This window comes from Micromonospora arida (genome assembly GCF_042873195.1).
Classification (GTDB): domain Bacteria; phylum Actinomycetota; class Actinomycetes; order Mycobacteriales; family Micromonosporaceae; genus Micromonospora; species Micromonospora arida.
The window spans coordinates 125,316-151,921 of the sequence record NZ_JBIALC010000009.1 but is presented as its reverse complement, the minus strand read 5'-3'; the positions used below and the strand labels follow the sequence as shown (position 1 = coordinate 151,921).

General features: G+C 71.5%; 23 protein-coding genes and 1 riboswitch. Of the genes, 9 read left to right on the top strand and 14 right to left on the bottom strand.

The genetic code is table 11. The annotated features are described in order from the left end of the window. Positions 1-14: 14 nt before the first annotated feature. Together ACFYP0_RS24655 and ACFYP0_RS24650 are read right to left on the bottom strand one after the other, a co-directional pair. Complete coding sequence (locus tag ACFYP0_RS24655; RefSeq protein WP_386997705.1) at positions 15-1,196, bottom strand: acetoin utilization protein AcuC; 1,182 nt, start codon at positions 1,194-1,196, stop codon at positions 15-17. Positions 1,197-1,244: 48 nt separating this feature from the next. Next, positions 1,245-2,105 (bottom strand): sulfurtransferase, encoded by an 861-nt coding sequence (locus ACFYP0_RS24650; RefSeq protein ID WP_386997703.1) that lies wholly within the window; start codon positions 2,103-2,105, stop codon positions 1,245-1,247. A 100-nt stretch (positions 2,106-2,205) separates the two neighbouring features. Between ACFYP0_RS24650 and ACFYP0_RS24645 the strand changes: the two genes are divergently transcribed. Further along, positions 2,206-2,895: a metal-dependent transcriptional regulator gene (locus tag ACFYP0_RS24645; protein WP_091400569.1), complete on the top strand. Its 690-nt coding sequence runs from the start codon at positions 2,206-2,208 to the stop codon at positions 2,893-2,895. 19 nt (positions 2,896-2,914) lie between these two features. On the opposite strand, the gene ACFYP0_RS24640 is transcribed toward ACFYP0_RS24645, so the two are convergent. Both ACFYP0_RS24640 and ACFYP0_RS24635 read right to left on the bottom strand, forming a co-directional pair. Further along, positions 2,915-3,463 (bottom strand): hypothetical protein, encoded by a 549-nt coding sequence (locus ACFYP0_RS24640; protein WP_356977009.1) that lies wholly within the window; start codon positions 3,461-3,463, stop codon positions 2,915-2,917. 92 nt (positions 3,464-3,555) lie between these two features. Further along, on the bottom strand, positions 3,556-3,816 hold the full coding sequence (locus tag ACFYP0_RS24635) for a DUF5522 domain-containing protein (RefSeq protein WP_356977007.1): 261 nt from the start codon (positions 3,814-3,816) through the stop codon (positions 3,556-3,558). A 147-nt stretch (positions 3,817-3,963) separates the two neighbouring features. On the opposite strand from ACFYP0_RS24635, the gene ACFYP0_RS24630 reads away from it, so the two are divergent. Next, positions 3,964-4,527 carry a dihydrofolate reductase family protein gene (locus ACFYP0_RS24630; RefSeq protein ID WP_356977005.1) on the top strand — a complete coding sequence of 188 codons (564 nt, stop codon included), beginning with the start codon at positions 3,964-3,966 and terminating at the stop codon, positions 4,525-4,527. Between the two features lie 54 nt (positions 4,528-4,581). After that, a complete protein-coding gene (locus ACFYP0_RS24625; RefSeq protein WP_386997700.1) occupies positions 4,582-5,523 on the top strand; it encodes a MerR family transcriptional regulator in 942 nt (313 codons plus the stop codon). A 32-nt stretch (positions 5,524-5,555) separates the two neighbouring features. On the opposite strand, the gene ACFYP0_RS24620 is transcribed toward ACFYP0_RS24625, so the two are convergent. Further along, a complete protein-coding gene (locus tag ACFYP0_RS24620; RefSeq protein WP_386997698.1) occupies positions 5,556-6,491 on the bottom strand; it encodes a DUF2332 domain-containing protein in 936 nt (311 codons plus the stop codon). A gap of 135 nt (positions 6,492-6,626) precedes the next feature. Between ACFYP0_RS24620 and ACFYP0_RS24615 the strand changes: the two genes are divergently transcribed. Then, entirely contained in the window at positions 6,627-7,739 is a 1,113-nt protein-coding gene (locus ACFYP0_RS24615; protein WP_355501924.1) for an FAD-dependent monooxygenase, read from the top strand. A gap of 24 nt (positions 7,740-7,763) precedes the next feature. On the opposite strand, the gene ACFYP0_RS24610 is transcribed toward ACFYP0_RS24615, so the two are convergent. Both ACFYP0_RS24610 and ACFYP0_RS24605 read right to left on the bottom strand, forming a co-directional pair. Next, positions 7,764-8,729 (bottom strand): CU044_5270 family protein, encoded by a 966-nt coding sequence (locus tag ACFYP0_RS24610; protein ID WP_386997696.1) that lies wholly within the window; start codon positions 8,727-8,729, stop codon positions 7,764-7,766. 18 nt (positions 8,730-8,747) lie between these two features. Further along, positions 8,748-9,317 carry an RNA polymerase sigma factor gene (locus ACFYP0_RS24605; RefSeq protein WP_356976995.1) on the bottom strand — a complete coding sequence of 190 codons (570 nt, stop codon included), beginning with the start codon at positions 9,315-9,317 and terminating at the stop codon, positions 8,748-8,750. A 134-nt stretch (positions 9,318-9,451) separates the two neighbouring features. Further along, positions 9,452-9,533: riboswitch (ZMP/ZTP riboswitch) on the top strand. A gap of 13 nt (positions 9,534-9,546) precedes the next feature. Between ACFYP0_RS24605 and ACFYP0_RS24600 the strand changes: the two genes are divergently transcribed. After that, positions 9,547-10,446 (top strand): bifunctional 5,10-methylenetetrahydrofolate dehydrogenase/5,10-methenyltetrahydrofolate cyclohydrolase, encoded by a 900-nt coding sequence (locus tag ACFYP0_RS24600; protein ID WP_356976993.1) that lies wholly within the window; start codon positions 9,547-9,549, stop codon positions 10,444-10,446. Positions 10,447-10,722: 276 nt separating this feature from the next. Here the strand turns inward: ACFYP0_RS24600 and ACFYP0_RS24595 are convergent, their stop codons facing one another. Together ACFYP0_RS24595 and nrdR are read right to left on the bottom strand one after the other, a co-directional pair. After that, positions 10,723-13,596 carry a vitamin B12-dependent ribonucleotide reductase gene (locus tag ACFYP0_RS24595; RefSeq protein WP_386997693.1) on the bottom strand — a complete coding sequence of 958 codons (2,874 nt, stop codon included), beginning with the start codon at positions 13,594-13,596 and terminating at the stop codon, positions 10,723-10,725. A 67-nt stretch (positions 13,597-13,663) separates the two neighbouring features. After that, a complete protein-coding gene (nrdR, locus tag ACFYP0_RS24590; protein ID WP_356976991.1) occupies positions 13,664-14,164 on the bottom strand; it encodes a transcriptional regulator NrdR in 501 nt (166 codons plus the stop codon). A gap of 539 nt (positions 14,165-14,703) precedes the next feature. On the opposite strand from nrdR, the gene lexA reads away from it, so the two are divergent. Further along, positions 14,704-15,489: a transcriptional repressor LexA gene (lexA, locus tag ACFYP0_RS24585; RefSeq protein ID WP_030337371.1), complete on the top strand. Its 786-nt coding sequence runs from the start codon at positions 14,704-14,706 to the stop codon at positions 15,487-15,489. 74 nt (positions 15,490-15,563) lie between these two features. Here lexA and ACFYP0_RS24580 read toward each other — a convergent pair whose 3' ends face one another. Together ACFYP0_RS24580 and hflX are read right to left on the bottom strand one after the other, a co-directional pair. Beyond that, positions 15,564-17,378 (bottom strand): hypothetical protein, encoded by a 1,815-nt coding sequence (locus ACFYP0_RS24580; RefSeq protein WP_386997691.1) that lies wholly within the window; start codon positions 17,376-17,378, stop codon positions 15,564-15,566. Positions 17,379-17,428: 50 nt separating this feature from the next. Further along, on the bottom strand, positions 17,429-18,883 hold the full coding sequence (gene hflX, locus ACFYP0_RS24575) for a GTPase HflX (protein WP_356976987.1): 1,455 nt from the start codon (positions 18,881-18,883) through the stop codon (positions 17,429-17,431). 183 nt (positions 18,884-19,066) lie between these two features. On the opposite strand from hflX, the gene ACFYP0_RS24570 reads away from it, so the two are divergent. Beyond that, positions 19,067-20,533, top strand: coding sequence for an NAD-dependent malic enzyme (locus tag ACFYP0_RS24570; RefSeq protein ID WP_356976985.1), 1,467 nt, complete (start codon positions 19,067-19,069; stop codon positions 20,531-20,533). A 119-nt stretch (positions 20,534-20,652) separates the two neighbouring features. On the opposite strand, the gene dapF is transcribed toward ACFYP0_RS24570, so the two are convergent. The 3 genes from dapF to ACFYP0_RS24555 are packed head-to-tail and all read right to left on the bottom strand — an operon-like array spanning position 20,653 to position 23,181. Beyond that, positions 20,653-21,498 (bottom strand): diaminopimelate epimerase, encoded by an 846-nt coding sequence (gene dapF, locus ACFYP0_RS24565; RefSeq protein WP_356976983.1) that lies wholly within the window; start codon positions 21,496-21,498, stop codon positions 20,653-20,655. A 7-nt stretch (positions 21,499-21,505) separates the two neighbouring features. Further along, complete coding sequence (gene miaA, locus ACFYP0_RS24560; RefSeq protein ID WP_386997772.1) at positions 21,506-22,429, bottom strand: tRNA (adenosine(37)-N6)-dimethylallyltransferase MiaA; 924 nt, start codon at positions 22,427-22,429, stop codon at positions 21,506-21,508. After that, positions 22,414-23,181: a hypothetical protein gene (locus ACFYP0_RS24555; RefSeq protein ID WP_356976979.1), complete on the bottom strand. Its 768-nt coding sequence runs from the start codon at positions 23,179-23,181 to the stop codon at positions 22,414-22,416. Before ACFYP0_RS24555 ends, miaA begins: the two co-directional genes overlap by 16 nt. 150 nt (positions 23,182-23,331) lie before the next feature. Between ACFYP0_RS24555 and ACFYP0_RS24550 the strand changes: the two genes are divergently transcribed. Together ACFYP0_RS24550 and ACFYP0_RS24545 are read left to right on the top strand one after the other, a co-directional pair. Continuing rightward, positions 23,332-24,540 carry a DUF349 domain-containing protein gene (locus tag ACFYP0_RS24550; RefSeq protein ID WP_356976977.1) on the top strand — a complete coding sequence of 403 codons (1,209 nt, stop codon included), beginning with the start codon at positions 23,332-23,334 and terminating at the stop codon, positions 24,538-24,540. Positions 24,541-25,010: 470 nt separating this feature from the next. After that, positions 25,011-26,606 carry a cellulase family glycosylhydrolase gene (locus tag ACFYP0_RS24545; protein ID WP_356976975.1) on the top strand — a complete coding sequence of 532 codons (1,596 nt, stop codon included), beginning with the start codon at positions 25,011-25,013 and terminating at the stop codon, positions 26,604-26,606.

Here is a 26,606-nt window from a genome sequence, read left to right as displayed (position 1 = left end):
TCCCCCGGCCCGGCTCAGTCCCGTGGATCGTGCGGGTCGAGCCCGAGCAGCGGGAAGACCGTCTTGCGGGTGGCCGCGATCGCCCGGTCCACCGCGTTCGGCTCGCCGGTTGGCTGCCACGGCTCGTACGACGGGTCGGCGTCGTCGGTCATCCGCAGCGGCACCTCCCGGCCCAGACTTCGGGAGGCGACCAGGTCCCGCCACGCGGGTGGGGTGAGCGTGGCCGGGTCGATCGGGTCACCGGTGGCCACGGCCAGCAGGTGACTCCAGGCCCGGGGCACCACCTCGACGAGCGCGTATCCGCCGCCGCCGGTGGCCACCCACCGGCCGTCGCACAGCTCGTCGGCGAGCGCCCGCATCGCCAGGTAGGTGGCCCGCTGCCCGTCCACCGTCAGGTTCAGGTCGGCGAGCGGATCCAACCGGTGCCCGTCGGCGCCACACTGGCTGACCAGCACCTGCGGCCGGAACGCGCGCAGCACCGACGGCACGATCGCGTGGAACGCGCGCTGCCAGCCGCGGTCGTCGACACCGGGCGGCAACGGCATGTTGACCGCGGTGCCCTGCGCACCCGGCCCACCCGTCTCGTCCGGGAAACCCGTGCCCGGGAAGAGCGCCAGCGGGGTCTCGTGCACGCTGACCGTCAGCACGCGCGGGTCGTTCCAGAAGATGTCCTGCACTCCGTCGCCGTGGTGCACGTCGACGTCCACGTACGCGATCCGCTCGGCGCCCAGGTCGAGCAGGCGGGCGATGGCCACCGCGGGGTCGTTGTAGACGCAGAAGCCGGAGGCTCGGGCGGACATCGCGTGGTGCAGCCCACCGGCCACGTTCACCGCCCGCCGGGCGTCGCCTCGCCAGACCGCCTCGGCTGCGGCCACCGTGGCGCCGGCGATGAGCGCGCTGGACTCGTGCATGCCCTCGAAGACCGGGTTGTCGGAGGTGCCCAGCCCGTACCCGGCGAAGAGCGGGTCGCGCGGCGCGTTGCGCACCGCGGCGAGGTAGGCCGGCGCGTGCACCCGGGTGAGCAGGGCATCGTCGGCGGGCTCCGGCTTGACCATCCGCACCCCGGGTCGATTCAGGATGCCCAGCTCGCGGGCGAGCGCGATGGTCAGCTCCACCCGGACCGGGTCGAGTGGATGGTCACCCATGTCGTAGGCGAGCAGCGACTCGTCCCACACCACAACCGTGTCGTCGGACATGAGCCCATCGTTGCACGAGGATCGGCGCCGGCCCACCGCACGCGCTGGTCAGCGGCCGGGTGTCGACCCGGAGGCGACCGGTCGGGCCGGGTCCGCCACCCAGTTGCTCCACGATCCAACGTAGAGCGCGGCGTCCGTGCGGCCGGCCAGGTGCAGCGCGAGCACCGCCTGGGCGGCGGTCACCCCCGAGCCGCAGTACGCCCCGACGGCCCGCGCCTCGGTCACCCCGGCGGCGGCGAACCGCTCGCTCAGCACCTCGGCGGCCAGGAAACGGCCGTCCGGCCCGACGTACTCCCCGGCGGGCAGGTTCGCCGCTCCCGGCACGTGCCCGGCTACCGGGTCGATCGGCTCGACCTCGCCCCGGTAGCGGGGCGCCGCCCGTACGTCGAGCAGCACGGCGTCGTCCGCGGCGGCCAGCGCGGCGGCCTGCCCGGCGTCGAGCACCGGGAGATCACCGGGACGCACCACGACGTCACCGGGGGGCGGGCCGGGCGCGTCGGTGGAGACGGGCCGGCCGGCGGCGACCCAGGCCGGGTAGCCGCCGTGCAGCAGGCGTACCGGCCGGTGACCCGCCCAGCGCAGCGTCCACCAGGCCCGCGCGGCGGCCATGCCGTCGCCGCCGTCGTACACCACCACGGGGTGACCGGCCCGGACGCCGGCGGCCCGCAGCGCGGCCTGCAACGCTGCCGGGTCGGGCAACGGGTGCCGGCCGCCGACGCCCGGCGCCCCACAGAGCGCGGTGTCCAGGTCGACGAAGACCGCCCCGGGCAGGTGGCCGGCGAGGTAGTCGTCGCGGCCGGGCGGGCCGACGAGCCGCCAGCGGACGTCGAGCAGGGTGGGCGGATCGACCTGGTCGAGCTCGGCGACCAGCCGATCGACCTCGACCAACGGCTCCTGGGTACCGGACATGGCGACCATCCAACACCATTGACGCAGAGGCCACGCGGTTCGCCGAAGGTCACCAGCCGTTCCCCGAGGTAACATCGTGCATCGGAGGGCCGCTGACCTTATGAAGTCTCACGACCTGGTCGACACGACCGAAATGTACCTGCGCACCATCCTCGAGTTGGAAGAAGAGGGGGTGCCACCGCTGCGTGCCCGGATCGCCGAAAGGCTGCAGCAGAGTGGCCCCACAGTGAGCCAGACCGTCGCCCGGATGGAGCGCGACGGCCTGCTCACCGTCGAGGGAGACCGGCACCTGACGCTCACCGCCCTGGGTCGCGGCAGCGCCGTGTCCGTGATGCGCAAGCACCGCCTCGCCGAACTGCTGCTGGTCAACGTCATCGGGATGCCCTACGAGGAGGCCCACGAGGAGGCCTGCCGCTGGGAGCACGTGATGAGCGACGCGGTGGAGAAGCGGGTCTACGACCTGCTCAACCGGCCGACCCGGTCCCCGTACGGCAACCCGATCCCCGGGCTTCAGGAGCTGGGTTCGCCGGCGGCGGAGACCACCGAGGCCGCCGAGGGCGAGCGCAACCTGGCCTTCCCCGGCCTCTCCGGGTCGGTCGTGGTGCGCCGCATCTGCGAGAGCGTGCAGAAGGACGCCGACGTGCTGCGCCAACTGCACGCCGCTGGTGTCGACCCGGGCGCCACGGTGACCGTGGCGCAGGAGCGCGACGGGGTGTCGATCGACCGCTCCGGTGACCGGGTGCGGCTGCCCCGCGAGGTCGCCTCCCGGGTCTTCGTCGCCGCCAACTGACCAATCGGGCACCCGGGCGTCACAACGCCCGGGTGTCCACCTTTTTCGCCAACGCGGTCAGGTCACCGGTCAGCTTCTCCACCGCCGAGCGCTCACTGCCACGGGGCGTGGTCCAGCTCACCGTGGCCAGCCGTCCGTCGCCGGCCAGCCAGCCCACCTCGGCGACCGGCCCGTGCCCGCTCGCCGCGGCGGTGGTCCGCTTGTACGCCTGCTGACCCAGCCCGGTGACCTTCGCCGCCTTGTCCGGCACCACGTCCGCGCCGAAGCTGGCCTTGTCGATAGTGGTCTCGGTCACGCTGAGCGTCAGCTCCGGCAGGGTGGCACCCGCGGCCCGCACCACACAGGTGTGGGTGTCGCCCTGCTCGCTGGCCGCCGCCACGTCGAAGCGGACCTTCACCACCTGCTCGATCACCGCGAAGTCCAGCAGGCGGCAGGCGCCGCCCGAGGAGGCCGCCGCCACGTCCACCGCGATCGGAACCGGCGGCGGCACCGCCGCCGGTTCCGCCTCGTCGGCACAGCCACTCACCAGCAGCCCGGCAAGCCCGGCGATCACGATCCGCCCGCGCACACTCCACCCTCTCGCCGACCGACGGCGGAAGGCGCCCGCCAGGTGTCCGTCGGACACCGTACGGGGTGTCGGTGTCGCGCGGAAGTCCTCGTCTACGCCTGTTCCGAGGGTGGATCATCCACGTACGGACAGTGCCGACAGCCGCGCCCGCAGCACGTGCCGCGGCGGGCCAGGAACCCGGCGCTGAGCACGAACAGCCCGCTCGCCGGGTCGAGGTAACCGGCCTCGCCGGCGGCCAGCGCGGCGGTGTGCGCGGCGAGGATCCGGGCCCGGTCGGGGTGTTCGGACGGCAGCCGGGACGGGTGCGGCTCGGTGAGCGGCCGGTCGGCCAGGGGTTTCGGCTCTCCGCTCACCGCAGCAGTCTAGGTACCGGTCGTGATCGGCCTCCCGCTGCCCCGACACCCGACATACCTCCGGCGTCGTCGCGGTGAGCGGTCGTTTCGTCGTACGGTCCGACGACGATCGGGTTCGACACCCGTCGACGCATACGGAGGGAAACGATGCGGAAGATCGTTGTGCAGATGAGTCTGTCGTTGGACGGGTTCTTCGAGGGCCCGGGCGGCGACATCGGCTGGCACCAGGTCGACGAGGAGTTGCACCAGCACTTCAACGACGTGATCGCCCCGATGGGCGGGTTCCTCAGCGGCCGGGTCAGCCACGAACTGATGGCAGCCTACTGGCCGACCGCCGATCAGGACCCGACCGCCACCGGCCCGGAGCGCGAGTTCGCCCGGATCTGGCGGGACATGCCGAAGATCGTCTACTCGCGCACCCTCGACCACGCCGACTGGAACGCCACTGTCGTGCACGAGGTCGACGTCGAGCAGGTCCGCAAGCTCACCGCCGAACCGGGCGGCGACCTGGCGCTCGGCGGGGCCGACCTGGCCGCGACGTTCGCCCGGCACGACCTGATCGACGAGTACCGGATCTACGTCCACCCGGTGTTGCTCGGTCGGGGCCGTCGACTCTTCCCCGACGCCGAGACCCCGGCCGGTCTGCGGCTGGTGGAGAGCCGGGTCTTCGGCAACGGCGTGGTCCTGCTCCGCCACGAGCGGGTCCGCTGACCGATGAGCGCGGCGGCTTGAGTCTCCACCGGGGGGAGACGCGAAGGTGGGGGCATGAGCGGGCAGACGTTTCACACGATCGGCGACCTGGCCCGACGGACCGGCCTGAGCGTCAAGACCATCCGGTACTACGCCGACAGCGGGGTCGTACCGCCGACGGACCGGAGCGCGGCCGGCTACCGGCGGTACGGCCCGGCGGCCGTGGCCCGGTTGGAGCTGGTCCGGACGCTGCGTGACCTGGGCCTGGACCTGGCCACCATCCGGCGGGTGGTGGATCACGAGGTACCCCTGCACGAGGTCGCCGCCGCGCACGCCGAGGCGTTGGCCGTGCAGATCCGGGTGCTGCGGCTGCGCCAGGCGGTGCTCACCGTCGCGGCCAGGCGTGGGTCGGGCCCGGGCGAGGTGGACGAGCTGCACCGGCTGGCCCAGCTCACCGACCGCGAACGCGGGCAGTTGGTGACCGACTTCCTGGACAGCGTCTTCGCCGGCCTCGGCGACCAGCCCGCATACCCGGGTGTGATCGTCTCGTTGACGCCGGAGCTTCCCGACGACCCCAGCACCGAGCAGATCGAGGCGTGGCTGGAGCTGGCCGAGTTGTGCCGGGACCCCGCGTTCCAGGCCCGGATGCGGCGGCTGGCGCGACAGCACGCCGCCGACCACGACGTCCCGGGGCTGCCCCGCCCGGACGCCGTCGCGGTGGTCCGGGACGCGGTGGCCCCCGCCCTCGCCGCTGGTCTCGACCCGGGCAGCCCGGACGCCGATCCGGTAATCGCAGCCGTCACCAACCGGTACGCGAGCCTGCACGGTCACTCCGACGAGGCCGACCTGCGTCGGCGGTTGCTCGAACGGCTGGTGCCGGCCAACGACCCGCGCCGGGACCGCTACCTCGACCTGTTGGCGGTGCTCAACGGCTGGCCCGCCGGCGATGCGACGGTTCCTGCTGTGGACTGGTTCATCCGGGCCCTGCGCCACCGGATGCCCGGGCCGGCTCGTTGAGCTGACCGCGTCGCAAGAGCGGCTTGGTGACGTCAGCCGAACCAGGTCAACGCCTGGCCGTGGCCTCTGGCCCAGGCGAGCGGCTTTCCGTCGAGCGCGAGGACGTTGTGCAGCACGTCGCTCGGCGGGTCGGGCAGCCCGTCGTACCGGAGCACCGCCGGCCCCTCGTTCGCCACCCAGTGCCCCGGCAGCTCGCGGACCAACCGGACGAACGCGTCTCGGCGCGGGGGCGGCACCTGATAGAGCACGGACGTGTGAAAGACCACCAGCGTCGCGTCGGTCGGCGCCCGCGCGGCCAGCGCCGACAGGTCGTCCACCAGGTCGCCGCGGACCAGCAGCGGCGGGTCGGCCGCGGCGACCGCCGCCGCGGCGCGCAGCCGGGCCCGCCGGTGGGCGTGCTCCGGCCAGATCAGAGCGTCCAACCAGGACACGTCGTCGGGGTCGGTCACGTCGAGCGGGTTGAGGTCCAGGCCGGCCCGCCACACCACCTGGGGTACGCGGGCCGGCGGCGCCAACCCGTCGGCCGCGCAGTCGAGGACCAGCTCACCGGAGCCGACCCGATGGTCGCCGTAGCGGTACGCGTAGCGGTCGGGGTAGAGGCAGAGCCCGGCCGAGGCGCCAACCTCCAGCAGGGCGAGGGGCTGCGGCAACGCGGCGAGCACCGGCAGCAGGACCGCGCACCGGCCCGCCTCGTTCGTCTGGGTCGCCCGGGTGCGCATCTGCGTCTCGATGGCCGGCCAGTGCGTCACCACGTAGTCGTGGAACGCGGCCGGGTCGTCGACCGGGCCGCCGAGCCAGCGAACGACGCCGAACAGCAGATTCGGCTGCCGCTTGGCCGGCGGAAGCCCGTCCAGCAGGGTGAGGAGATCGTCGTCGCGGGCGACGGCCTGCGACAGGCGCTCATACGTGGGCGACACTCCGCGCGCCTCGCGGCTGCCGAACTCGGCGTACGTCTCAGCGGTCGTCATGCCTCATCGTCGCAGCCCATTCCTCGGTAATTCAGCCCCCATTCCCGTGCGCTGGCTCACCCGCCTCGTAGAGTGCTGCGGCGGCCGGCTCGTTGAGCAGCAGCTCAGGCGGCCTGAGCAATGGAGGTACGTGTCGTGCGGGGTGACGGTGTCCGGGTACTGATCGTCGGTGGGGGTGTCGCCGGACTGGCGACGGTGGCGGCGCTGCGCGAGTGGGGCGCGACGATCGACGTGGTCGAGCGGGCGTCCGCGGCGACCGACTCCGGCACCGGGATCTACCTCACCGGCAACGCCGCCCGGATGCTCGACGTACTCGGTCTGGCCGAGCCGGTCGTCGACGTCGCCGTGGAGATCAGCCGGCAGCGCAGCGCCAACCAGCGCGGGCGTCGCCTCTTCGACATCGACGTGGCCGCGCTGTGGCAGGGCGTCGGGCCGTGCGTGTCGCTGCCCCGGGCGCAGCTGCACCGGGCGCTGCTCGACGGCGTCGGCGACGCCCCGATCCGCTGGGGCCGCCAACCGGTCGCGCTCGTGGCGGAGGGCGACCAGGTCGCCGTCGAGTTCGACGACGGTGCCACCGAACGGTACGACCTGGTGCTCGGCGCCGACGGAGTGAACTCGGCGGTCCGCCGGCTCGCCTTCGACGGTCAGGCGGCCCGCGACCTCGGCCAGTACGCGTACCGGTGGGTTGCTCCCCGCGTCGACGACGAGCCGGTCTGGTCGGTGCAGTTGGGGCGCGGCAGGCAGTTCCTGACCATCCCGATCAGCTCCGAGCAGACGTACTGCTACTACAACGACGGCCCGGTGGCCGACCGGCCCGGCTGGCGCGACGAGCTGGCCGCGACGTTCACCGAGCCGGTCACCACCATGCTCAAGGCCCTCGACTACGACGACAGCACCCTGCACGCCGGGCCGAACCAGGAGGTCGTCCTCGACTCCTGGTTCCGGGGGCCGGTGCTGCTGATCGGCGACGCCGCGCACGCCACCTCGCCGAACATGGCCCAGGGCGCGGCGATGGCCCTGGAGGACGCGGTCGTGCTCGCCTCGTCGTTGGCCACCGCCGGGTCCATTGCCGAGGCCCTGCGCGGGTACGAGGCGCGGCGACGCCCACGCACCGGATGGGTGCTCAGCCAGACCCACCGCCGCGACAAGGCCACCGGGCTCCCTCCCGCGCTGCGCGACCTGGTCATGCGCCGCCTCGGCGAGCAGATGTTCCGCTCGAACTACGGCCCGCTGTTCGCCCAGCCCTGACCGACCCGAGCCACGTCAGAGCACTCACGGCAACTGGCCCGGCCGGTCGACGATTGCGATCCGCAGGTGCGCGGCAGTCCAGAACAGCGACTCCTTGCCGTTGCGCACCAGGGAGTCACGGTTGCCGAGGAAGATGTGGGTGTTCCGGTCGAAGATCAAGTCGATGTTCGCACCGATGACGCCGGGCATCCGGATGGCTACCCCGTGTCGGCCGGCAGCGTCCGACACGTTGCCGGAGATGACTGTCGCTCCGGGCTCCCGTGCCAACAGTTCGAACAGCGCCGCCAGCGCGCGGGGCGGCACGTAGCCGTCGAGCATCGACCGGGCCGTGGTGTACGGCATGCTCTCGCCCCCGTAGACGGCCTTCTCGTCGGCTGCTTCGGGAAGGTGCAGGTCGACCGGGTTTTCCCGAAGGTATCGGAGCAGCGTTTCCGGATCGGTGGGTAGGTCGCCGTGGTACGCGGGCGGCGGGAACGCGTCGAGTTCCTTGTCGGGGTCGGCGGGATCGCCCATGCGGATCACCCTCAGCTCGCTCCACCCGTTCGGATCGTCTTCCGGTCGACTACGTCCCTGCGTGTGCGCGACTCCCCCGGCCGACTGCCACAGTTGCCTGCGCACCGTTCGGTAGGGGCCGCTGTCCGGCAGGTCCCGGATCGTCACCAGGTATTCCGTGAAGACGTACTGGTCGGGTCGGGCGGTGAGCTCCGGCTGCTGCCGGGCCGCGTCGGCCGCCAGATGGAAGATCTCCGACGCGCTGGCCGTCGGCGGCGGCTCGTCGCCCACCCTGATGGTCTGGACCGCCAACGCACCGGCGGTCAGCGTCACTGCGAGCCCGAACGCTCCGGCCAGGCGCCAACCGCGCAGGAACCGGGTACGGCGTCCGGCCGGATGGGTCGCTGACACCATCTCGGCCCGCCGGGTGACGTGTGCCGTCAGATCCCTGAGGAGCTGCTCCTCGAAACCCTGCGGCGACTGATCGATCTTGTTCATGGCGTCATCTCCGTCTCATCAAGCGAGGGTGGTGGTCGGACGGGCAAGCACGGCGCGTACGACGCGGCGGGCACGATGCAGGCGGACCCGAGCGGCGACCGGCGACACCCCGAGCACCGCCGCCGCCTCCGCGACGGTGAGGCCGTCCACGGCGACGAGTTCGACAAGCGTCCGGGTGCCCTCGGGCAGCTCGCTCAGCGCCCGATGGGTGCGGCGGGCCGCCGACTCGGCGTCGATCCGCTCCTCGATGCGGGCGATGTCATCGGGGCCCAGGTCCCGCCGTCCGGCCAGCCGGCCGGTCACCCGCAGCCGTTGGGCCGCTCGACGCCGCTCGTCGCCGATGACGTTGCGGGCCACCCCGTACAGCCAGCCGATCTGGCTACCCCGCTCCGGCCGGTAGCCGGCCGCCGACTCGATCACCGCCAGGAAGACGTCGGCGGTCAGGTCGGCGGCGAGGTGTGGGTCGTCCACCCGCCGTGCCACAAACCGACCCACCGCCTCCAGGTGCCGCCGGTAGAAGACCTCGAAGGCCACCGGATCGGCTCCGATGCCAGAAATGTCGTCATCGGCTCGGTTCGGCTCATTCACAGGCCGTCCTCCCTCGTAGCCTTCACACCCCTTCTTCGTAAGGCGGAGCACGAGTGTTACCGAACGGCCCGCCCCGGCGCCGGCGGCGGCGCTGCTGGCCCAACTGGGCAGCCACCCTGGTGATGCGGCATTATCGAACCACCGGCGACTGGCGGCACGGGGATGGTGGAACCATCGGGGAGCCTCTCGCGGGCGTCGACCGCCTGGGCGCCTGCGTCGAGGAACCGTCATGACCACGACCAGCGAATCCGCCGGGCACCACACCCCATCAGGCACGGCCCGACTTCTGCCGGGTGCACCCGTCGCCGAAGCCGTCCTGGCCGAGACCGCCGACGCTGCCGCCCGCCTGCGCAGCCGCGGCATCACACCGAGCCTCGCCACCATCCTCGTCGGCGACGACGACGCCAGCGCCGGCTACATCGCCATCAAGCAGCGTCAGGCCGCCGCGCTCGGGTTCGCCTCCCCGCACGTGCATCTGCCTGCCACCGCCAGCCAGGCCGAACTGCACCAGGCCATCGCCCGGTTCAACACTGATCCGGCCGTACACGGGCTGCTCGTGCAGTACCCCGTGCCGGGGCATCTGGACTACGACGCGGCGCTGCAGACCATCGACCCGGACAAGGACGTCGACGGCATGCATCCGCTGAACATGGGGCGTCTCGCCGTCGGCCTGCCCGGCCCGCTGCCCTGCACCCCCGCCGGCATCGAAGCCCTCCTGGCGTACTACGAGATCCCCGTCGCCGGTCGTGAGGTCGTGATCCTCGGCCGGGGCGCCACCCTGGGCCGGCCCCTGGCGATGCTGCTCGCCCAGAAGCGCCCGACCGCGAACGCCGCCGTCACCGTCGTACACACCGGTGTGCCGGACTGGGCCCGCTACACCCGCCGCGCCGACATCCTCGTCGCCGCCGCCGGCGTACCCGGGATCGTGAAGCCAGAGCACGTCAAGCCCGGCGCGGTCGTCATCGGCGCCGGCGTCCGCTACGACGGGCGGCGCCTCCTACCGGATGTGGACGAAGCGTGCGCCGAGGTCGCCGGCGCGATCACGCCCCGGGTCGGCGGAGTCGGCCCGACCACCGTCGCCATGCTGTTCCGCAATGCCGTGCGGGCCGCCGAACGCGCAAGCCAGTAGCCCGGTCATCGGACCCAGCCCAGGAAACGCTGGTGCCGCAGCCCGGATGCAGCGCCAAAAGCTGATCGCCGACCCGGTCCTGAGATTCAGCGGCCAGCCCTGGTCGAACTTCCTCTCGACCTGTGATGATCAGGTGATGAAAAGTAGGTAGGAGAAGGCCCCTGACACCTATTTTTCATCACCTGATCATGGCAACACCGGGCGGACCGCTACCTGGAAACGGCGCTGCCCCGACCTCCAGCAAGGAGACCGGGGCAGCGCCGCGTTTCGCGTACGTCAGCTGCAGCCGCTGGTGGAGCCGCAGCCCTCGCAGACGTAGCAGCTACCGGCGGGCCGCATCTTCGTACCGCAGGTGAAGCAGAGCGGCGCGTCGGCGGCCTTGCCGATCACGGCCTCCAGCAGTTCGGTGCTGGAACCCACGCTCGGCGCCGGCTTGGCGGCGGCCACGTCGGCCATCTCCTGGGCCGGCTGGGCGACAGCCTCCGGCTTGGCCGGGGTCTCCACCGGCGCGGACGATGCCATCGCGGTGAGCTCGGCGCCGGTGACGCCGGCGGCCTCCGCGTCGGCCTCGGCCCGCAGCTGCGCGGCCCGCTCCGAGGCGGTGAAGATGCCCAGCTCGGCGCGACGCTCGTAGGGCAGGAAGTCCAGCGCCAGGCGACGGAAGATGTAGTCCATCACCGAGGCCGCCATCCGCACGTCCGGGTCGTCGGTCATACCGGCCGGCTCGAAGCGCATGTTGGTGAACTTGCTGACGAACGTCTCCAGCGGCACGCCGTACTGCAGGCCGATGCTGATGGCCACCGAGAAGGCGTCCATCACGCCGGCCAGGGTCGAGCCCTGCTTGGACATCTTCAGGAAGACCTCACCGAGGCCGTCGTCCGGGTAGGACGACGCGGTCAGGTAGCCCTCGGCGCCACCGACGGAGAAGCTGACCGTCTCGGACGGGCGCTTCTTCGGCAGGCGCTTACGCACCGGCCGGTACTCGATGACCTTCTCGACCGCGGCCGGCGCGGCCGTTGCGGTCTCGACGGCGGCCGGCTCGGTGGCCTTGTTGGACTTGGCCACCGACAGCGGCTGACCGACCTTGCAGTTGTCCCGGTAGATCGCCAGCGCCTTGAGGCCGAGCTTCCAGCCCTCGAAGTAGATCTTCTCGACGTCCTCGACGGTGGCCGCCTCCGGCATGTTGACCGTCTTGGAGATGGCGCCGGAGACGAACGGCTGGATGGCCGCCATCATCCGAACGTGACCCATCGGGGCGATCGTCCGCTCCCCCATGGCGCAGTCGAAGACCGGGTAGTGCTCCGGCTTGAGGCCGGGGGCGTCCACCACGTGGCCGTGGTCGGCGATGTGCTCGACGATCGCCTCGACCTGCTCCTCGGGGTAGCCGAGGCTGCGCAGGGCGCGCGGCACCGTCTGGTTGACGATCTGCATCGAGCCGCCGCCGACCAGCTTCTTGAACTTGACCAGCGCCAGGTCCGGCTCCACGCCGGTCGTGTCGCAGTCCATCATGAAGCCGATCGTGCCGGTCGGGGCGAGGACGCTCGCCTGCGCGTTGCGCCAACCGAACTTGTCACCGATCTTGTTGCCCTGGGTCCACTGCTTGGTCGCCTCGCGGACGATCGCGGTGGCCACCGGGCTGGTCGGCTTGATCTCGTCGTTGGCCGCGGCGTGCTTGCGCATGACCCGCTTGTGCGGCTCGGCGTTGCGGGCGTAGCCGTCGTACGGCCCGACGACGCCGGCCAGCTCGGCCGAACGGCGGTAGGCGGTGCCGGTCATCAGCGACGTGATCGACGCGGCGACCGAGCGGCCCTGCTCCGAGTCGTACGGCAGGCCGGTGGCCATCAGCAGGGCGCCCAGGTTGGCGTAGCCGATGCCGAGCTGCCGGTAGGCGCGGGACGTCTCACCGATCTTCTCGGTCGGGAAGTCCGCGAAGCAGATCGAGATGTCCATCGCGGTGATGACGAACTCGACGGACTTGACGAACTTCTCCACCTCGAAGCCACCGTCGGCGCGGAGGAACTTCATCAGGTTGAGCGAGGCCAGGTTGCACGAGGAGTTGTCCAGGTGCAGGTACTCCGAGCACGGGTTCGACGCGGTGATCCGCCCGGTCTCCGGGCAGGTGTGCCAGTCGTTGATGGTGTCGTCGTACTGCAGGCCCGGGTCGGCGCACTCCCAGGCGGCCTGCGAGATGGTGCGGAACAGCTTCTTGGCGTCGACGGTGTCGATCACCGAGCCGTCCAGCCGGCCGCGCAGGTCGAAGCCCTTACCGTTCTCGACCGCCGACATGAACTCGTCGGAGACGCGGACCGAGTTGTTGGCGTTCTGGTACTGCACGCTGACGATGTCGGAGCCGCCGAGGTCCATGTCGAACCCGGCGTCACGCAGCGCGCGGATCTTGTCCTCCTCGCGCGCCTTCGTGACCACGAACTCTTCGATGTCCGGGTGGTCCACGTCGATGATGACCATCTTGGCCGCCCGGCGGGTCGCGCCGCCGGACTTGATGGTGCCGGCGGAGGCGTCCGCACCGCGCATGAAGCTGACCGGGCCGGAGGCGGTGCCGCCGGAGGAGAGCAGCTCACGGGACGAGCGGATGCGCGACAGGTTGACTCCGGAGCCGGAGCCGCCCTTGAAGATCAGCCCCTCCTCCTTGTACCAGTCGAGGATCGAGTCCATCGAGTCGTCGACGGCCAGGATGAAGCAGGCGCTGACCTGCTGCGGCGACGGCGTGCCGACGTTGAACCAGACCGGCGAGTTGAAGCTGAACACCTGGTTCAGCAGCATCCAGGTCAGCTCGTGCGCGAAGACCTCGGCGTCGGCAGGGCTGGCGAAGTAGCCGTACTCCTCACCCGCGGTGCGGTAGGTGGTGACCACCCGGTCGATCAGCTGCCTGAGCGACCACTCGCGCTCCGGGGTCCCCACCGCTCCCCGGAAGTACTTGGTGGTGACGATGTTCGCCGCGTTGACGCTCCACGACTCCGGGAACTCCACCCCACGCTGCTCGAAGTTGATCGAGCCGTCCCGCCAGTTCGTCATCACGACGTCACGGCGCTCCCAGGAGACCTCGTCGTACGGGTGGACCCCCTCGGTCGTCCACACCCGCTCGATCTTCAGCCCCGCGCCTGCCTTGTTTCGTGAACGGCTAGTTGTCACGCCGTCGCCCCCCTCGTCTGCGCGGTGCCCCACCGCGCGTCCCAATCTCTTGAAAAACTGTGAAGACTCAACTGGTACGGCCGGCGGTTTCCACCGCATCGGCCCGGTCCTGCTCCCGGGCTCGCGCCGCGGCCCGCAACGTCTCGATCTCGCGCTCGAAGTCGGCGAGCGAGTCGAACGAGCGGTAGACGCTGGCGAACCGCAGGTAGGCGATCTCGTCCAGGTCGCGTAGCGGACCCAGGATCGCCAGGCCCACGTCGTGGCTGGGGATCTCGGCGGCCCCCTTGGCCCGGACCGACTCCTCCACCCGCTGCGCGAGCAGCGCGAGGGAGTCGTCGTCCACCGGCCGGCCCTGGCACGCCTTACGCACCCCGCCGATGATCTTCGTGCGGCTGAACGGCTCGGTCACCCCGCTGCGCTTGACGACAGCGAGGACCGCCTCCTCGACGGTGGTGAACCGCTTGCCGCACTCCGGGCAGGACCGCCGCCGTCGGATGAGTTGGCCGTCGTCGGCTTCCCGCGAGTCGACCACCCGGGAGTCAGCGTGCCGGCAGTACGGACACCGCATCGCCCACCTCCAAATAATGATCAACTGCGAGCACACCGGACGCCCCCGGGCACGACTCACCGCGACGGTGCCATCCTCGGATGGCTCCCGCCGTGATCGACGTTACGGGAGTGCGGTCGGTAGTCAAACCCAACCTGTAGGCAACTTACGCCCGTGTCACTACTACATCTAGGGGTTGACCGTATGTCGCTGGGGAACCCGGGTCAAGTTGGCCGGCGTGTCCGGCGCGTCACGGACCATCCGGTCATCCACACACCGGACAACGCCCGAAGACCCAACGTCACGATGCCGCCCGGGTTACCGGCCAGCCGGCCGAACACGGCCGGAAAATGGTCCAGGATCGAACACCAGTGCTACCTGACGTACCATTTATCAGAACATCCGTACGACCGGAGCGCTTTTTCACCCCGACACGCCGGTGAGAGGTCGTACAGATGTTTGAAAATGACTGATCTCACCTATACGGTCATGAACAACGTGGCACCACCGCACGCACCACGAGCCGACGAGGCACCCAGCGCCGACCAGGGAGGACGGACGTGACCGAGGACCGGGCCAGCCGGCCGAAGAGCCCGCAGCAGATCACCGAGGCGGGCCCGCCGGCCACCCGACGCCGCAGCGCCGCGCGCAGCCGGACGGGTCAGCCCGCCGTGCGCCAGGTCACCCCGGTGGTCAGCGCCTTCCCCGACCCGGCGACAGTCGACCTGACCGCGCGCCAGCGGCGCATCCTGGAGTTCATCCGCACCTGGGTGGAACGCCACGGCTACCCGCCGAGCGTCCGCGAGATCGGCGAGGCGGTCGGCCTGGTGTCGCCGTCCAGCGTCGCCTACCAGCTCAAGGAGTTGGAGAAGAAGGGCTTCCTGCGCCGCGACCCGAACCGGCCGCGCGCGGTGGACGTCCGCGCCCCCAGCGAGGCGATCGACGACGAGCTGTCGAGGGCACAGCGGCCCACCCCGGCGTACGTGCCGATGCTCGGTCGGATCGCCGCCGGTGGGCCGATCCTCGCCGAGCAGGCCGTGGAGGACATCTTCCCGCTCCCCCGCGAGCTGGTGGGTGAGGGCGAGGTCTTCATGCTCCAGGTCAAGGGCGACTCGATGCTCGACGCGGCGATCTGCGACGGCGACTGGGTGGTCGTCCGGCAGCAGCCGACCGCCGACTCCGGCGAGATCGTGGCCGCCATGCTCGACGGCGAGGCGACCGTGAAGACCTACCGGCGGCGCGACGGGCACGTCTGGCTGATGCCACAGAACCCGGCCTTCGACCCGATCCCCGGCGACGACGCCACCATCATGGGCCGGGTCGTGGCGGTGCTCCGCCGGATCTGACCGATCGGCGGGTGGGCGCCAACAGCGCTCACCCACACCGCTCGTCAGGGCGGCTGAGCGCCCTCAGCGTCCGATCAGTAACGGTCGCCCCGGGGACCGCGACCGCCCCCGGGATACTGCCCGTACGGGTCTACCGGCGCGTCGTCGTCGTCGCGGCGGCGGCCGGGCCGCTGACCCCGGTAGTCGGGCTCCTGCCCTCCGCGCCGTGGCGGCTCCGCGCGACCGGGCTGACCGCCGTCGCCGCCGTACACGCCACCGCCGGGACGGCCACCGCCGCCGCCCTGCGGACGGCCACCGCCACTGGCCGGGGGACGGCCACCGCCACTGGCCGGGGGACGGCCACCGCCACTGGCCGGGGGACGGCCACCGCCACTGGCCGGGGGGCGACCGCCACCGCTGGCCGGGGGACGACCACCGCCGCCAGCCGGGGGACGGCCACCGCCGCCAGCCGGGGGACGACCGCCGCCGCCGTAGACGCCAGCACCGCCGCCGTCGGGTCGTGGCGCACCACCGTCAGCCGAGGCCGGCCGGCCGCCACCGCCGTACACGGCACCACCCGCCGGGGCCGGGCCACCGCGACCCGCACCACCCGCCGGGGCCGGGCCACCACGACCCGCACCACCGCCGTAGACCGCGCCGCCGGCCGGTGCGCCGCCTCCGTAGACACCACCCCTACGGTCATCGTCAGCCGGGAACCCGTCAACGGCGCGGCCACCGCGCGGGCCGAACGGCTCGCCGTCCGGCTCCGACGGGTCGGACGCGTCAGCGGTCGGCGGCCGACGGCGGGCGCGAACGATGCCGAAGATTCCGCCGGCGACCAACAGCAGGCCGATCAGCCCGACCGCCCCGACCATGTACGTGATGTCGTCGAGGCTCAGCCCGTCGGTCCACGATTTCGAGGCGGCCGGCTTGGCGCCGTCCTCGGGGGCCAGTGGCACGGCGGTCGACGTGGACGGGGTGTAGCCGAGGATGTCGACCGGCTCGTCTTCGGTGAACCGGCCCGCGTCGGAGACGGTGACGAACGACTTTCCGTCCGAGGTGTAGCTGATGGCCTCGCCGAAGGGGTCGGCCAGCGGCGTCACCCGCGGCTTGCCGGTGGTGAGCGCGCCCACGATGTCGCCACCGGTCACGTCGAACTCGAAGGCGTCCGCGTACGTGCGCAGGACCACCCGGGAGCCGTCCGGTGCCCGGGATGCGCCGGTGATGGCGATCCGGCCGAACGTGTTGAGGGTGTTCTCCGTCTGGGTCTTCGGCAGCGTGATCTCGCCGGCCTTACGCATCGGCACCGGCTCGGTGTCGCCGCTCCTGAGGGCCGCCGACGGCGTGTAGATCTCGGCCTTGCCGCTGGTCACCTTGGTGATGATCAGCGGTTTTCCGTCGTCGCCGATGAGCAACGCCTCAGCGTCGTGCGGTTTGGCCTCGGGGTAGGAGAGCCGGTGCAGCGTCGGCTCCTTGGCGCCGCTGACCGGCATCGACCAGAGCGCGACGCGGCTGCGGCGCTCCTTCGAGTCGGGGTTGTCACCGGTGTCGGCGATCCAGAGGGTGCGGCCGTCCTTGGACAGGGCGAGATCCTCGGTGTCGAACGGACCCTGCCCCGAGTAGCGGACCGGTTCCTTCGAGATCTTGCACTTGCTGTCGAGGAAGAACACCCGCTTGCGCGCCGCGACGTCGGTGCTGTCGTTGATGACGATGTAGCCACTCTTGGTGGCCACCAGCCCGGACAGCTCCCGTAGCCGCTCGTCGGTGATCGTGCATCGCTTCTGGCCAGGGTTCGCGGCGGGCGGCCCGGACGCCCCAGGGGCGGGAGCCGCTGCGGCGACTCCGGCGAGCGCCACGGTTGCCCCGAGCAGGCCGAGGGCAACCGTGATCGAGGAAACAACGCGGCGCATTCGGCCAGTGTCGCATGCCGCGCGTTTCCGGTGGATGACGCCGTGGCCGCTCAGGACCGGCTGCCGGCCGCCTGCCCTTGCCGCTCCACGTCGAAGGCCGTCAGCTCCGCCGCCAGCTCCGCGCCGACGCGGACGTGCAGCAGAGTGCCCTCCGGCAGGTGCGACGTGCTGAGCACCTCACCCGTGCGGTGCGCCCGAGCCACCAGGTCGCCCCGGTCGTACGGCAGCACGGCCCGGACCTCCACGGCCGGACTCGGCAGCCGGTCCTCGATCGCCGTGCGCAGCTCGTCCATGCCCCGCCCGGAGTGGGCGGACACGAAGATCGCGTCCGGCCAGAGCCGCTTGAGCCGCAGCAGAGTGTCCTCGTCGGCCGCGTCGGTCTTGTTGACCACCAACAGCTCGGGGAGCCGGTCCGCGCTGACCTCGGCAAGCACCGCGTGGACCGCCCGGACCTGCTCCTCCGGATCCGGGTGGGTGCCGTCCACGACGTGCACCACCAGATCTGCCTCCGCGACCTCCTCCAGCGTCGAGCGGAACGCCTCGACGATCTGGTGCGGAAGGTGTCGGACGAAGCCGACCGTGTCGGAGAGGGTGTAGAGCCGCCCGTCCGAGGCGGTGGCCTTGCGGGTCGTCGGGTCCAGCGTGGCGAACAGCGCGTTCTCCACCAGCACGCCCGCGCCGGTCAGGCGGTTGAGCAGGCTGGACTTGCCGGCGTTGGTGTAGCCGGCGATGGCGACCGCGGGAACGGCGTTGCGGGAACGCCGGGCGCGCTTGGTCACGCGTACCGTCTTCATGCTCTTGATCTCGCGACGCAGCCGGGAGATGCGGTGACGGATGCGCCGCCGGTCGGTCTCCAGCTTGGTCTCACCGGGACCACGAACACCCACACCGCCGCCGGCGCCACCACCCCGGCCGGAACCACCGGTCTGCCGGGAGAGCGTCTCACCCCAACCGCGCAGTCGGGGCAGCAGGTATTCGAGCTGCGCCAGCTCGACCTGCGCCTTACCTTCCTTGCTCTTGGCGTGCTGGGCGAAGATGTCGAGGATCAGCGCGGTGCGGTCGACGACCTTGACCTTGGTGCGCTGCTCCAGGTTGCGCAGCTGCGACGGGGACAGCTCACCGTCACAGATGACCGTGTCGGCGCCGGTGGAGAGCACCACCGCGCCAAGATCGTCGACCTTGCCTCGGCCGATGTACGTGGCCGGGTCGGGTCGGGTACGACGTTGGATGAGCCCTTCGAGCACCTGCGACCCGGCGGTCTCGGCCAGCGCGGCGAGCTCGGTCAGCGAGTTTTCCGCGTCGGTGACAGTGCCTTCGGTCCAGACGCCAACCAGGACGACCCGCTCCAGCCGCAGCTGGCGGTATTCCACCTCGGTGACGTCGGTGAGCTCGGTTGACAGGCCCGGGACGCGTCGGAGGGACTGCCGCTCCGACAGCTCCATCTCGCCGGTGGTGACGTCGTCGAGCTCGTCCTCGACGGGGACAAAGCTCTCCTGGTCTCGCAAGCGGTTCTCCTGTCCGTTTTGATAAGTAGAACGTAATCCTGACATGACACAACGCCGAACGCACCTGCTATATGCCCATGGTGAAGCTCGCCAAAAGTGGGGGCGATTGCTGGTCGGCCGCGACAACCCGGTAGAAATGCGGGCGGCGGCCGAGCGGCCGCACAGCCGTTACGGAGGGATCCCGTGGCCATCACCCGACTGCCCAGCGCCGGATTTTCGATCACCATCCGGATCGCCGTCACCGCGGACGCCTCCTCGATCGGCCGGCTCACCACCTCCGTCGGCGAGGCCGGGGCGATCGTCACGGCGCTGGACGTGGTGGACTCGGACCCGACCCACGTGATCGTCGACCTGACCTGCGACACCGCCGACGCCGGTCACGCCGACCAGGTGGTCGACGCGCTGACCGCGCTGGACGGCGTGGACGTGCGCAAGGTGTCGGACCGGACGTTCCTGCTGCACCTGGGCGGCAAGATCGAGGTGACCTCGAAGGTCGCGCTGCGCAACCGCGACGAGTTGTCCCGCGCGTACACCCCGGGGGTGGCCCGGGTCTGCATGGCGATCGCCGAGAACCCGGCCGACGCCCGGCGACTGACCATCAAGCGCAACACCGTCGCGGTGGTCAGCGACGGCTCGGCGGTGCTCGGCCTGGGCAACCTGGGCCCGGCCGCGTCGCTGCCGGTGATGGAGGGCAAGGCCGCGCTGTTCAAGCGCTTCGGCGGGGTGGACGCCTGGCCGGTGGTGCTGGACACCCAGGACACCGACGAGATCGTGCAGATCGTCAAGGCGATCGCGCCGGCCTACGGCGGCATCAACCTGGAGGACATCGCCGCGCCGCGCTGCTTCGAGATCGAGGCCCGGCTGCGCGAGGCGCTGGACATCCCGGTCTTCCACGACGATCAGCACGGCACCGCGATCTGCGTGCTGGCCGCGCTGACCAACGCGCTGCGGGTGGTGGGCAAGCGGCTCGAGGACGTCCGGGTGGTCGTCTCCGGATCCGGCGCGGCCGGCACCGCGATCATGAAGCTGCTGCTGCGCCAGGGCGTCGGCGACATCATCGCGTACGACCGGGAGGGCGCCCTGCACCGCGGGCAGACCGGGCTCAACTCGGCGTGGCAGTGGCTGGCGGAGAACACCAACAAGGAGAACTACTCCGGCGACCTGCCCGGCGCGATCCGCGGCGCCGACGTGTTCATCGGGGTCAGCGCGCCGAACCTGCTCACCGGCGACGACATCGCGCAGATGGCGAAGGACTCGATCGTCTTCGCCCTCGCGAACCCGGACCCGGAGGTCGACCCGCGGGAGGCGCGCAAGCACGCCGCAGTGGTCGCCACCGGCCGCTCGGACCAGCCGAACCAGATCAACAACGTGCTCGCGTTCCCCGGGGTGTTCCGCGGCATGCTGGACGCGCACGCCGAGGAGTTCACCGAGGAGATGGCCATCGCGGCCGCCCGGGCCATCGCGGACGTGGTCGGCGAAGACAAGATCAACCCGACGGTGATCGTGCCGAGCGTCTTCGACTCCCGGGTCGCCCCGGCGGTCGCCGCCGCCGTCCGCGCCGCTGCGAACAACCCGAGCCCGCTCCCGGCCGCCGACCCCGGCCCGGCGGACCTCCCCGAGATCGCGGCAAACGCCAGCGCCACCCCGTAAGGCGCGAACCGCCCACCGGCCACGCCGTTGATCAAGAGGTTTGCGTCAGGTTTCGCGTAGTCCCTGACGCAAACCTCTTGATCAACACGGGTGGGGGTGGGGGTGGGGGTGGGGGCGCTTTAGGGGTGGAGGGTTGTTGGGTTCAGTTCGCCGGTGGCTACCAGGACGGCGGGGCCGGAAAGCCAGCAGGAGTTCTCGGTGACCGTCACCGTCAGGCGGCCGCCGGGCACGTCGACCGCGACCACTCCGGTGTCCCGGCCGGCGTCGCGCAGCGCCACCGCGCCCACCGCGCAGGCACCGGTGCCGCAGGACAGCGTCTCGGCGCTGCCGCGCTCGTACACCCGCATCAGGGTGTGCTCGTCGGTGCCGTCGACCGGGTCGCCCGCCACGATGAACTCCACGTTCACCCCGCTCGGGAAGACCGACGGGTCGAACCCGGGCGCGACGGTCAGGTCCAACGCCGACAAATCCACGCCGGCCGGCAGCACGCAGACCAGGTGCGGGTTGCCGACGTCCACCACCGCACCGGTCAGGGTCAGTCCGCCGAGGGTGGCGGCGGAGCTGTCGTACACCTGGGGTCGGCGCATCTCGACGGACACGGTGTCGCCCTCGACCAGCGCGCGCACGACGCCGGCCCGGGTGGCCACCGGCAGCGCCGCGCCTGCGGGCGTGGCCAAGCCGGTGTCGAGCAGGTAGCGCACGAAGACCCGGGCGCCGTTGCCGCACATCTCGGCGAACGAGCCGTCGGCGTTCCAGTAGTCCATGAACCACTCGGCCTCGCCGGCCAGACCCGCGCCGTCCGGATGCTTGGCCGCGCGGACCACCCGCAGTACGCCGTCCGCGCCGATGCCCCGACGCCGGTCGCAGAGCGCCGCGACCAGCTCCGGAGTCAGCTCGAGCTGACCGTCCGGGTCGGGAAGGATGACGAAGTCGTTGCCGGTGCCGTGGCCCTTGGTGAACTCCACTCCCCCATCATCGCGCAGCCGCCGGCACCAGACGCAGGGCGGCCCCGATCAGGTCCGGGGTGGCCGAGTCCAGCCAGTGGATCCGCGGGTCCCGGCGGAACCAGGACCGCTGCCGCCGGACGAAACGCCGGGTGGCCCGGACCGTCTCGTCGTGCGCCTGCGCCTCGGTCAGCTCACCGGCGAGCAGGCGCAGCACCTGCTGGTAGCCGAGGGCCCGACTCGCCGTCCGCCCCTCGGGCAGGCCGCGCCCGACCAGCTCACGGGTCTCCGGCACCAGGCCGTCGGCCCACATCCGGTCGACCCGCAGCGCGATCCGCTCGTCCAGCAGGCCGGTGTCCAGGTCGACCCCGAGCTGCACGGACGGGTAGTACGGCGTGGGCTGCGGCAGCGAGGCGGCGAACGGCGCGCCGGTGAGCTCGATCACCTCCAGGGCCCGCACGATCCGCCGGCCGTTGCCGGGCAGGATGCTCTCGGCGGCGACCGGGTCGGCGGCACGCAACCGCGCGTACAGCGGGGCCGGGCCGACCTCGGCCAACTCCCGTTCCAGCCGCTCCCGCAGCGCTGCGTCCGTGCCGGGAAACTCGAAGCGCTCCAGCACCGCCCGCACGTACAGCCCGGAGCCACCGACCAGCAGCGGCACCCGCCCCCGGGACAGGATGTCGTCCACCGCCGCGCGGGCCAGTCGCTGGTACTCCGCGACGCTCGCCGGCTCGGTGACCTCCCAGATGTCCAGCAGGTGATGCGGCACCCCGTCCCGCTCGGCGAGGGTCAGCTTGGCGGTGCCGATGTCCATGCCCCGGTAGAGCTGCATCGAGTCGGCATTGACCACCTCGCCGTCCAGGGCGTGCGCCAACGCGATGCTCAGCGCAGATTTGCCGGCCGCGGTCGGGCCGACCACAGCGACGACCGTGCCCGTCACACCCGCTCCCAGGACGCTACGAAGTAGGCCACCCCGTAGGGGGCGGAGTCGTGCAGCAACTCGCCGCGCCACCCACCACCGGCCACGCGGGCCGCGCCGGCGAGCACCTGCCAGGGGGCGCGACCGGCGGCCTTCAGCTCCGTCGACACCACCGGGTCGAGGTCGAGCAGGGCGTCCAGGTCCGCGTCGGCCAGCGCCGCGGCAACCCCCTGGTCGTACGGGAGGGCGCGCGCGTCGTCGTACCCGGGTGCTTTCTCGCCCCGGCAGGCCGACCCGTCCCCGAGCACCAGCGACGCCACCCGGTCACCGGCGGCACCGACCTCGTCGGCGAGCGCGGCCAGCTCGGCCGGGCCGGCGTCGGCGGCCACCTGCACGGCGGTCACCTGCGGTCGAGTGTCGTGACGGGCCAGCAGCCACGCGCCGATGGTCAGGCTCAACGGCAGCACCGCACCCCGGTCCGGTCGGCCAGACACCAACGGCACGTCCAGGTCGACACCCCAGGGCTGGAGAGAACCACTCGCCGGGGTGCGGATCGGGCCGGTCACCGGGCCGGTGCCCACCAGCACCACAATGTCCGGATCGGTGGCCAACAGCCGGCGTACGGCGGTGTCACAGGCCGCCCGCAGATCGTCCAGCTCCGGGGCCGCGGAGCCGGCCACCTCGGGCACGAGCAGGGGCGGATGCGGGCAGACGGCGGCGGCGACCAGTGGCACCCGTCCACCGTAGCGGGAATCCCCGGTGCGTCTCCGCGCCGATCCGGTCATTCGGCCCCTAGGACACCGTATGGTCACGGTCGGCGATAGGCGCTCGACGCGGACCGGGTCGGACCTGTGACAATGCCGGAAGCAACTTGGCTGCGCCGTGGCGGCGACGGGGGATCGATCCCTCGACGCCGGGAGAACGAGGATGGGCACATGAGCGACTGGACTGCCTTCGGACGGGTGGACGCGGACGGCACCGTGTACGTCAAGACCACCGAGGGAGAGCGGGTGGTCGGATCCTGGCAGGCGGGAGCACCGGAGGAGGGCCTGGCGCACTTCGCCCGTCGCTTCGCCGACCTGGTGACCGAGGTGGACCTGACCGAGGCGCGACTCAAGTCGGGTGCGGCGGACGCCGGGCACTCGTTGAGCACGATCCGGCGGATCCGTGCCTCGCTGCCCGAGGCCAACGTGGTCGGCGACATCGACGCGCTGGCCACCCGCCTGGACAAGCTGGCGACCCTCGCCGAGGAGAAGGCCGGCGAAGCGCGCGCCGCCCGGGACGCCGCTCGCGGCGAGGCCCTGGCCCGCAAGACCGCGCTGGTCGAGGAGGCCGAGAAGCTGGCCGCCGAATCCACCGGGTGGAAGACCGCCGGGGACCGGCTCAAGGAGATCCTCGACGAGTGGAAGACCATCCGCGGCGTCGACAAGAAGGCCGACGGTGAGCTGTGGAAGCGGTTCGCCGCCGCCCGGGACGGCTTCACCCGCCGCCGCGGCGCCCACTTCGCCTCCCTGGACTCGCAGCGCAAGCAGGCCCAGACCGCCAAGGAGGAGTTGGTCGCCGAAGCGGAGAAGCTCGCGGACTCCACCGACTGGGCCGCCACCGCCAACCAGCTCAAGGACCTGATGACCCAGTGGAAGGCCGCTCCGCGCGCCTCCAAGGAGGCCGAGCAGAAGCTCTGGGAACGGTTCCGGGGTGCGCAGGACGCCTTCTTCAGCCGGCGCAGCGAGGTCTTCTCCGCACGGGACAACGAGCAGCGCGGCAACCTGGAGCGCAAGCAGGCCCTGCTCGCCGAGGCCGAGGCGTTGGACATCGACGCCGACCCGAAGGGCGCCCAGGCCAAGCTGCGGGAGATCCAGGCCCAGTGGCACGAGGCCGGCCGGGTGCCCCGCGAGGCGGCCGCCGGGCTGGAGCGTCGACTGCGCGTCATCGACGACAAGGTCCGTGACGTGATGGACTCGGCGTGGCGCCGCACCACCAAGGAGGACAACCCGCTGCTCGCCCAGATGCGGGCGCAGGTGGCGGAGGCCGAGGACCGGCTGGCCCGGGCGCAGAGCGCCGGGGACTCACGCCGGATCAAGGAGGCTGAGCAGGCCCTCGCCTCCAAGCGGCAGTTCCTCCAACTCGCCGAGCAGGCCGGCTGAGCTGACGACGTCCGGAGCCCCCGGTCCCGCTCGGGACCGGGGGCTCCCGCGTGTCCGCCCCCGCCCACGGCCCTCAAGGTCACGCTCGATCCAGGATGTAGTGGCCACCTGGCGGCCAGATACCACTACATCCATGTTCCAGCGCGATCATGCAGGGCACGCGACGGGGCGACGGGGCGACGGGGCGACGGGGCGACGGGGCGACGGGGCGACGGGGCGACGGGGCAGGTTGACGCATTGACGTGGGCTGATCAGAATGAGCGACGGAGCCAGGTAGGGCCACCGGCGCGAGGGCGACGAAGGCGGAACATCCGCCGTCGAGGGTCGCCGGTCAGCTTCCGCGAGTGAGCACGTCCGCGTGACATGGGCCGTCGCGCACTGTCCGCGTACCCCTGGGGACCGTGACGTGCGGACGGCCGCCCGCCGGCGTCGTTTCTGGACGGCGCCGGAACTCCGAAGTGGAGCTCGAATTGTTCCGTCCCAAAGCTCTCGGCGGCGCGCTCACCGCGCTCGTCACCGTCGCGGCTGGCGTGTTCCTCGCCGCCGCCGTCAGCACCAGCCCGGCCGTGGCCGCCGGCACAGGTACGGGTTATCTGCATACCAGTGGCAACCAGATCGTGGACAGCACCGGCGCGACGGTCCGGTTGACCGGCATCAACTGGTTCGGCATGGAGACCGACAACAAGACCTTCCACGGGCTGTGGTCGAACAACCCGTGGCGGGGACAGCTCGACACGATGGCCCGGCTGGGTTACAACACGTTGCGGGTGCCGTACTCGAACGACGCGCTGAAGCCGGGTGCGACCGCCAGTGGGATCAACGACTTCGTCAACCCGGACCTGATCGGGCTGTCGCCGTTGCAGATCCTGGACAAGGTGATCGACTACGCCGGCAGCAAGGGCATGCGGATCATCCTGGACCGGCACCGGCCGACGGCGGCCGGGCAGTCGCCGCTCTGGTACACGTCGACGGTTTCCGAGGCGACCTGGATCAACGACTGGAAGATGCTCGCCCAGCGGTACGCGGGCAACCCGACGGTGATCGGCGCGGACCTGCACAACGAGCCGCACGCGGAGGGCACCAACCCGGCGGCCACCGGCGCGTGCTGGGGTTGCGGCGACACCACCCGGGACTGGCGGCTCGCCGCCGAGCGGGCCGGCAACGCGGTCCTCGGCGTCCAGCCCAACTGGTTGATCTTCGTGGAGGGGGTGAGCTGCCCGAGTGGTGGCCTCTCCAACGTCTGGGACGGCGACACCAGCAACGACGAGGACTGCGGTTGGTGGGGTGGCAACCTGTCGAAGGCGGGTCAGTTCCCGGTCCGGCTGAACGTGGCCAACCGGTTGGTCTACTCGCCGCACGAGTACGCCACCTCGGTGTACCGGCAGACCTGGTTCGACGCCCCGGACTACCCGGCGAACATGCCGGCCATCTGGGACAAGTACTTCGGTTACCTCTACAAGCAGAACATCGCCCCGATCATGATGGGCGAGTTCGGCAGCACCCTGGTCGACCCGAAGGACAAGGTGTGGCTGGAGAAGCTGATGGCGTACACCGGGACCGGGGTGACCGGGATGTCCTTCACCTACTGGTCGTGGAACCCCAACTCGGGTGACACCGGCGGTATCGCGTTGGACGACTGGACCAACATCAACACCGCCAAGCAGGCGATCCTCCAGCCGTACCTGATCGCGCCGTCCGGTGGCGGCACCAGCGGGCCGCCGACCGGCGGGCCGACGGACCCGCCGACGGACCCGCCGGCCGGCGCCTGCACGGCCACCTACCGGCAGGTCAACGCCTGGCAGGGCGGCTTCCAGGGCGAGTTGACCGTGAAGAACACCGGCTCGGGCGCGGTGAACCCGTGGTCGGTCACCTGGAGTTGGCCGTCCGGGGTGACGTTGGGCAGTGGCTGGAACGCCACCGTCACGCAGTCCGGTACGACGGTCACCGCGGCAGCTCCCAGCCACGCTCCGTCCCTGCCGGCGGGCGGGTCGGTCACCGTGGGCTTCACCGCCAACGGCACGGCCAGCGCGCCGGGCACTGTGAAACTCAGCGGCACCAGCTGCTGA

Coding starts and splice junctions, on each gene's coding strand:
- ACFYP0_RS24655 (WP_386997705.1), bottom strand. CDS start 1,196: ATGTCCGACGACACGGTTGTGGTGTGGGACGAGTCGCTGCTCGCCTAC.
- ACFYP0_RS24650 (WP_386997703.1), bottom strand. CDS start 2,105: ATGTCCGGTACCCAGGAGCCGTTGGTCGAGGTCGATCGGCTGGTCGCC.
- ACFYP0_RS24645 (WP_091400569.1), top strand. CDS start 2,206: ATGAAGTCTCACGACCTGGTCGACACGACCGAAATGTACCTGCGCACC.
- ACFYP0_RS24630 (WP_356977005.1), top strand. CDS start 3,964: ATGCGGAAGATCGTTGTGCAGATGAGTCTGTCGTTGGACGGGTTCTTC.
- ACFYP0_RS24625 (WP_386997700.1), top strand. CDS start 4,582: ATGAGCGGGCAGACGTTTCACACGATCGGCGACCTGGCCCGACGGACC.
- ACFYP0_RS24620 (WP_386997698.1), bottom strand. CDS start 6,491: ATGACGACCGCTGAGACGTACGCCGAGTTCGGCAGCCGCGAGGCGCGC.
- ACFYP0_RS24610 (WP_386997696.1), bottom strand. CDS start 8,729: ATGAACAAGATCGATCAGTCGCCGCAGGGTTTCGAGGAGCAGCTCCTC.
- ACFYP0_RS24600 (WP_356976993.1), top strand. CDS start 9,547: ATGACCACGACCAGCGAATCCGCCGGGCACCACACCCCATCAGGCACG.
- nrdR (WP_356976991.1), bottom strand. CDS start 14,164: ATGCGGTGTCCGTACTGCCGGCACGCTGACTCCCGGGTGGTCGACTCG.
- ACFYP0_RS24580 (WP_386997691.1), bottom strand. CDS start 17,378: ATGCGCCGCGTTGTTTCCTCGATCACGGTTGCCCTCGGCCTGCTCGGG.
- ACFYP0_RS24555 (WP_356976979.1), bottom strand. CDS start 23,181: ATGACCGGATCGGCGCGGAGACGCACCGGGGATTCCCGCTACGGTGGA.
- ACFYP0_RS24550 (WP_356976977.1), top strand. CDS start 23,332: ATGAGCGACTGGACTGCCTTCGGACGGGTGGACGCGGACGGCACCGTG.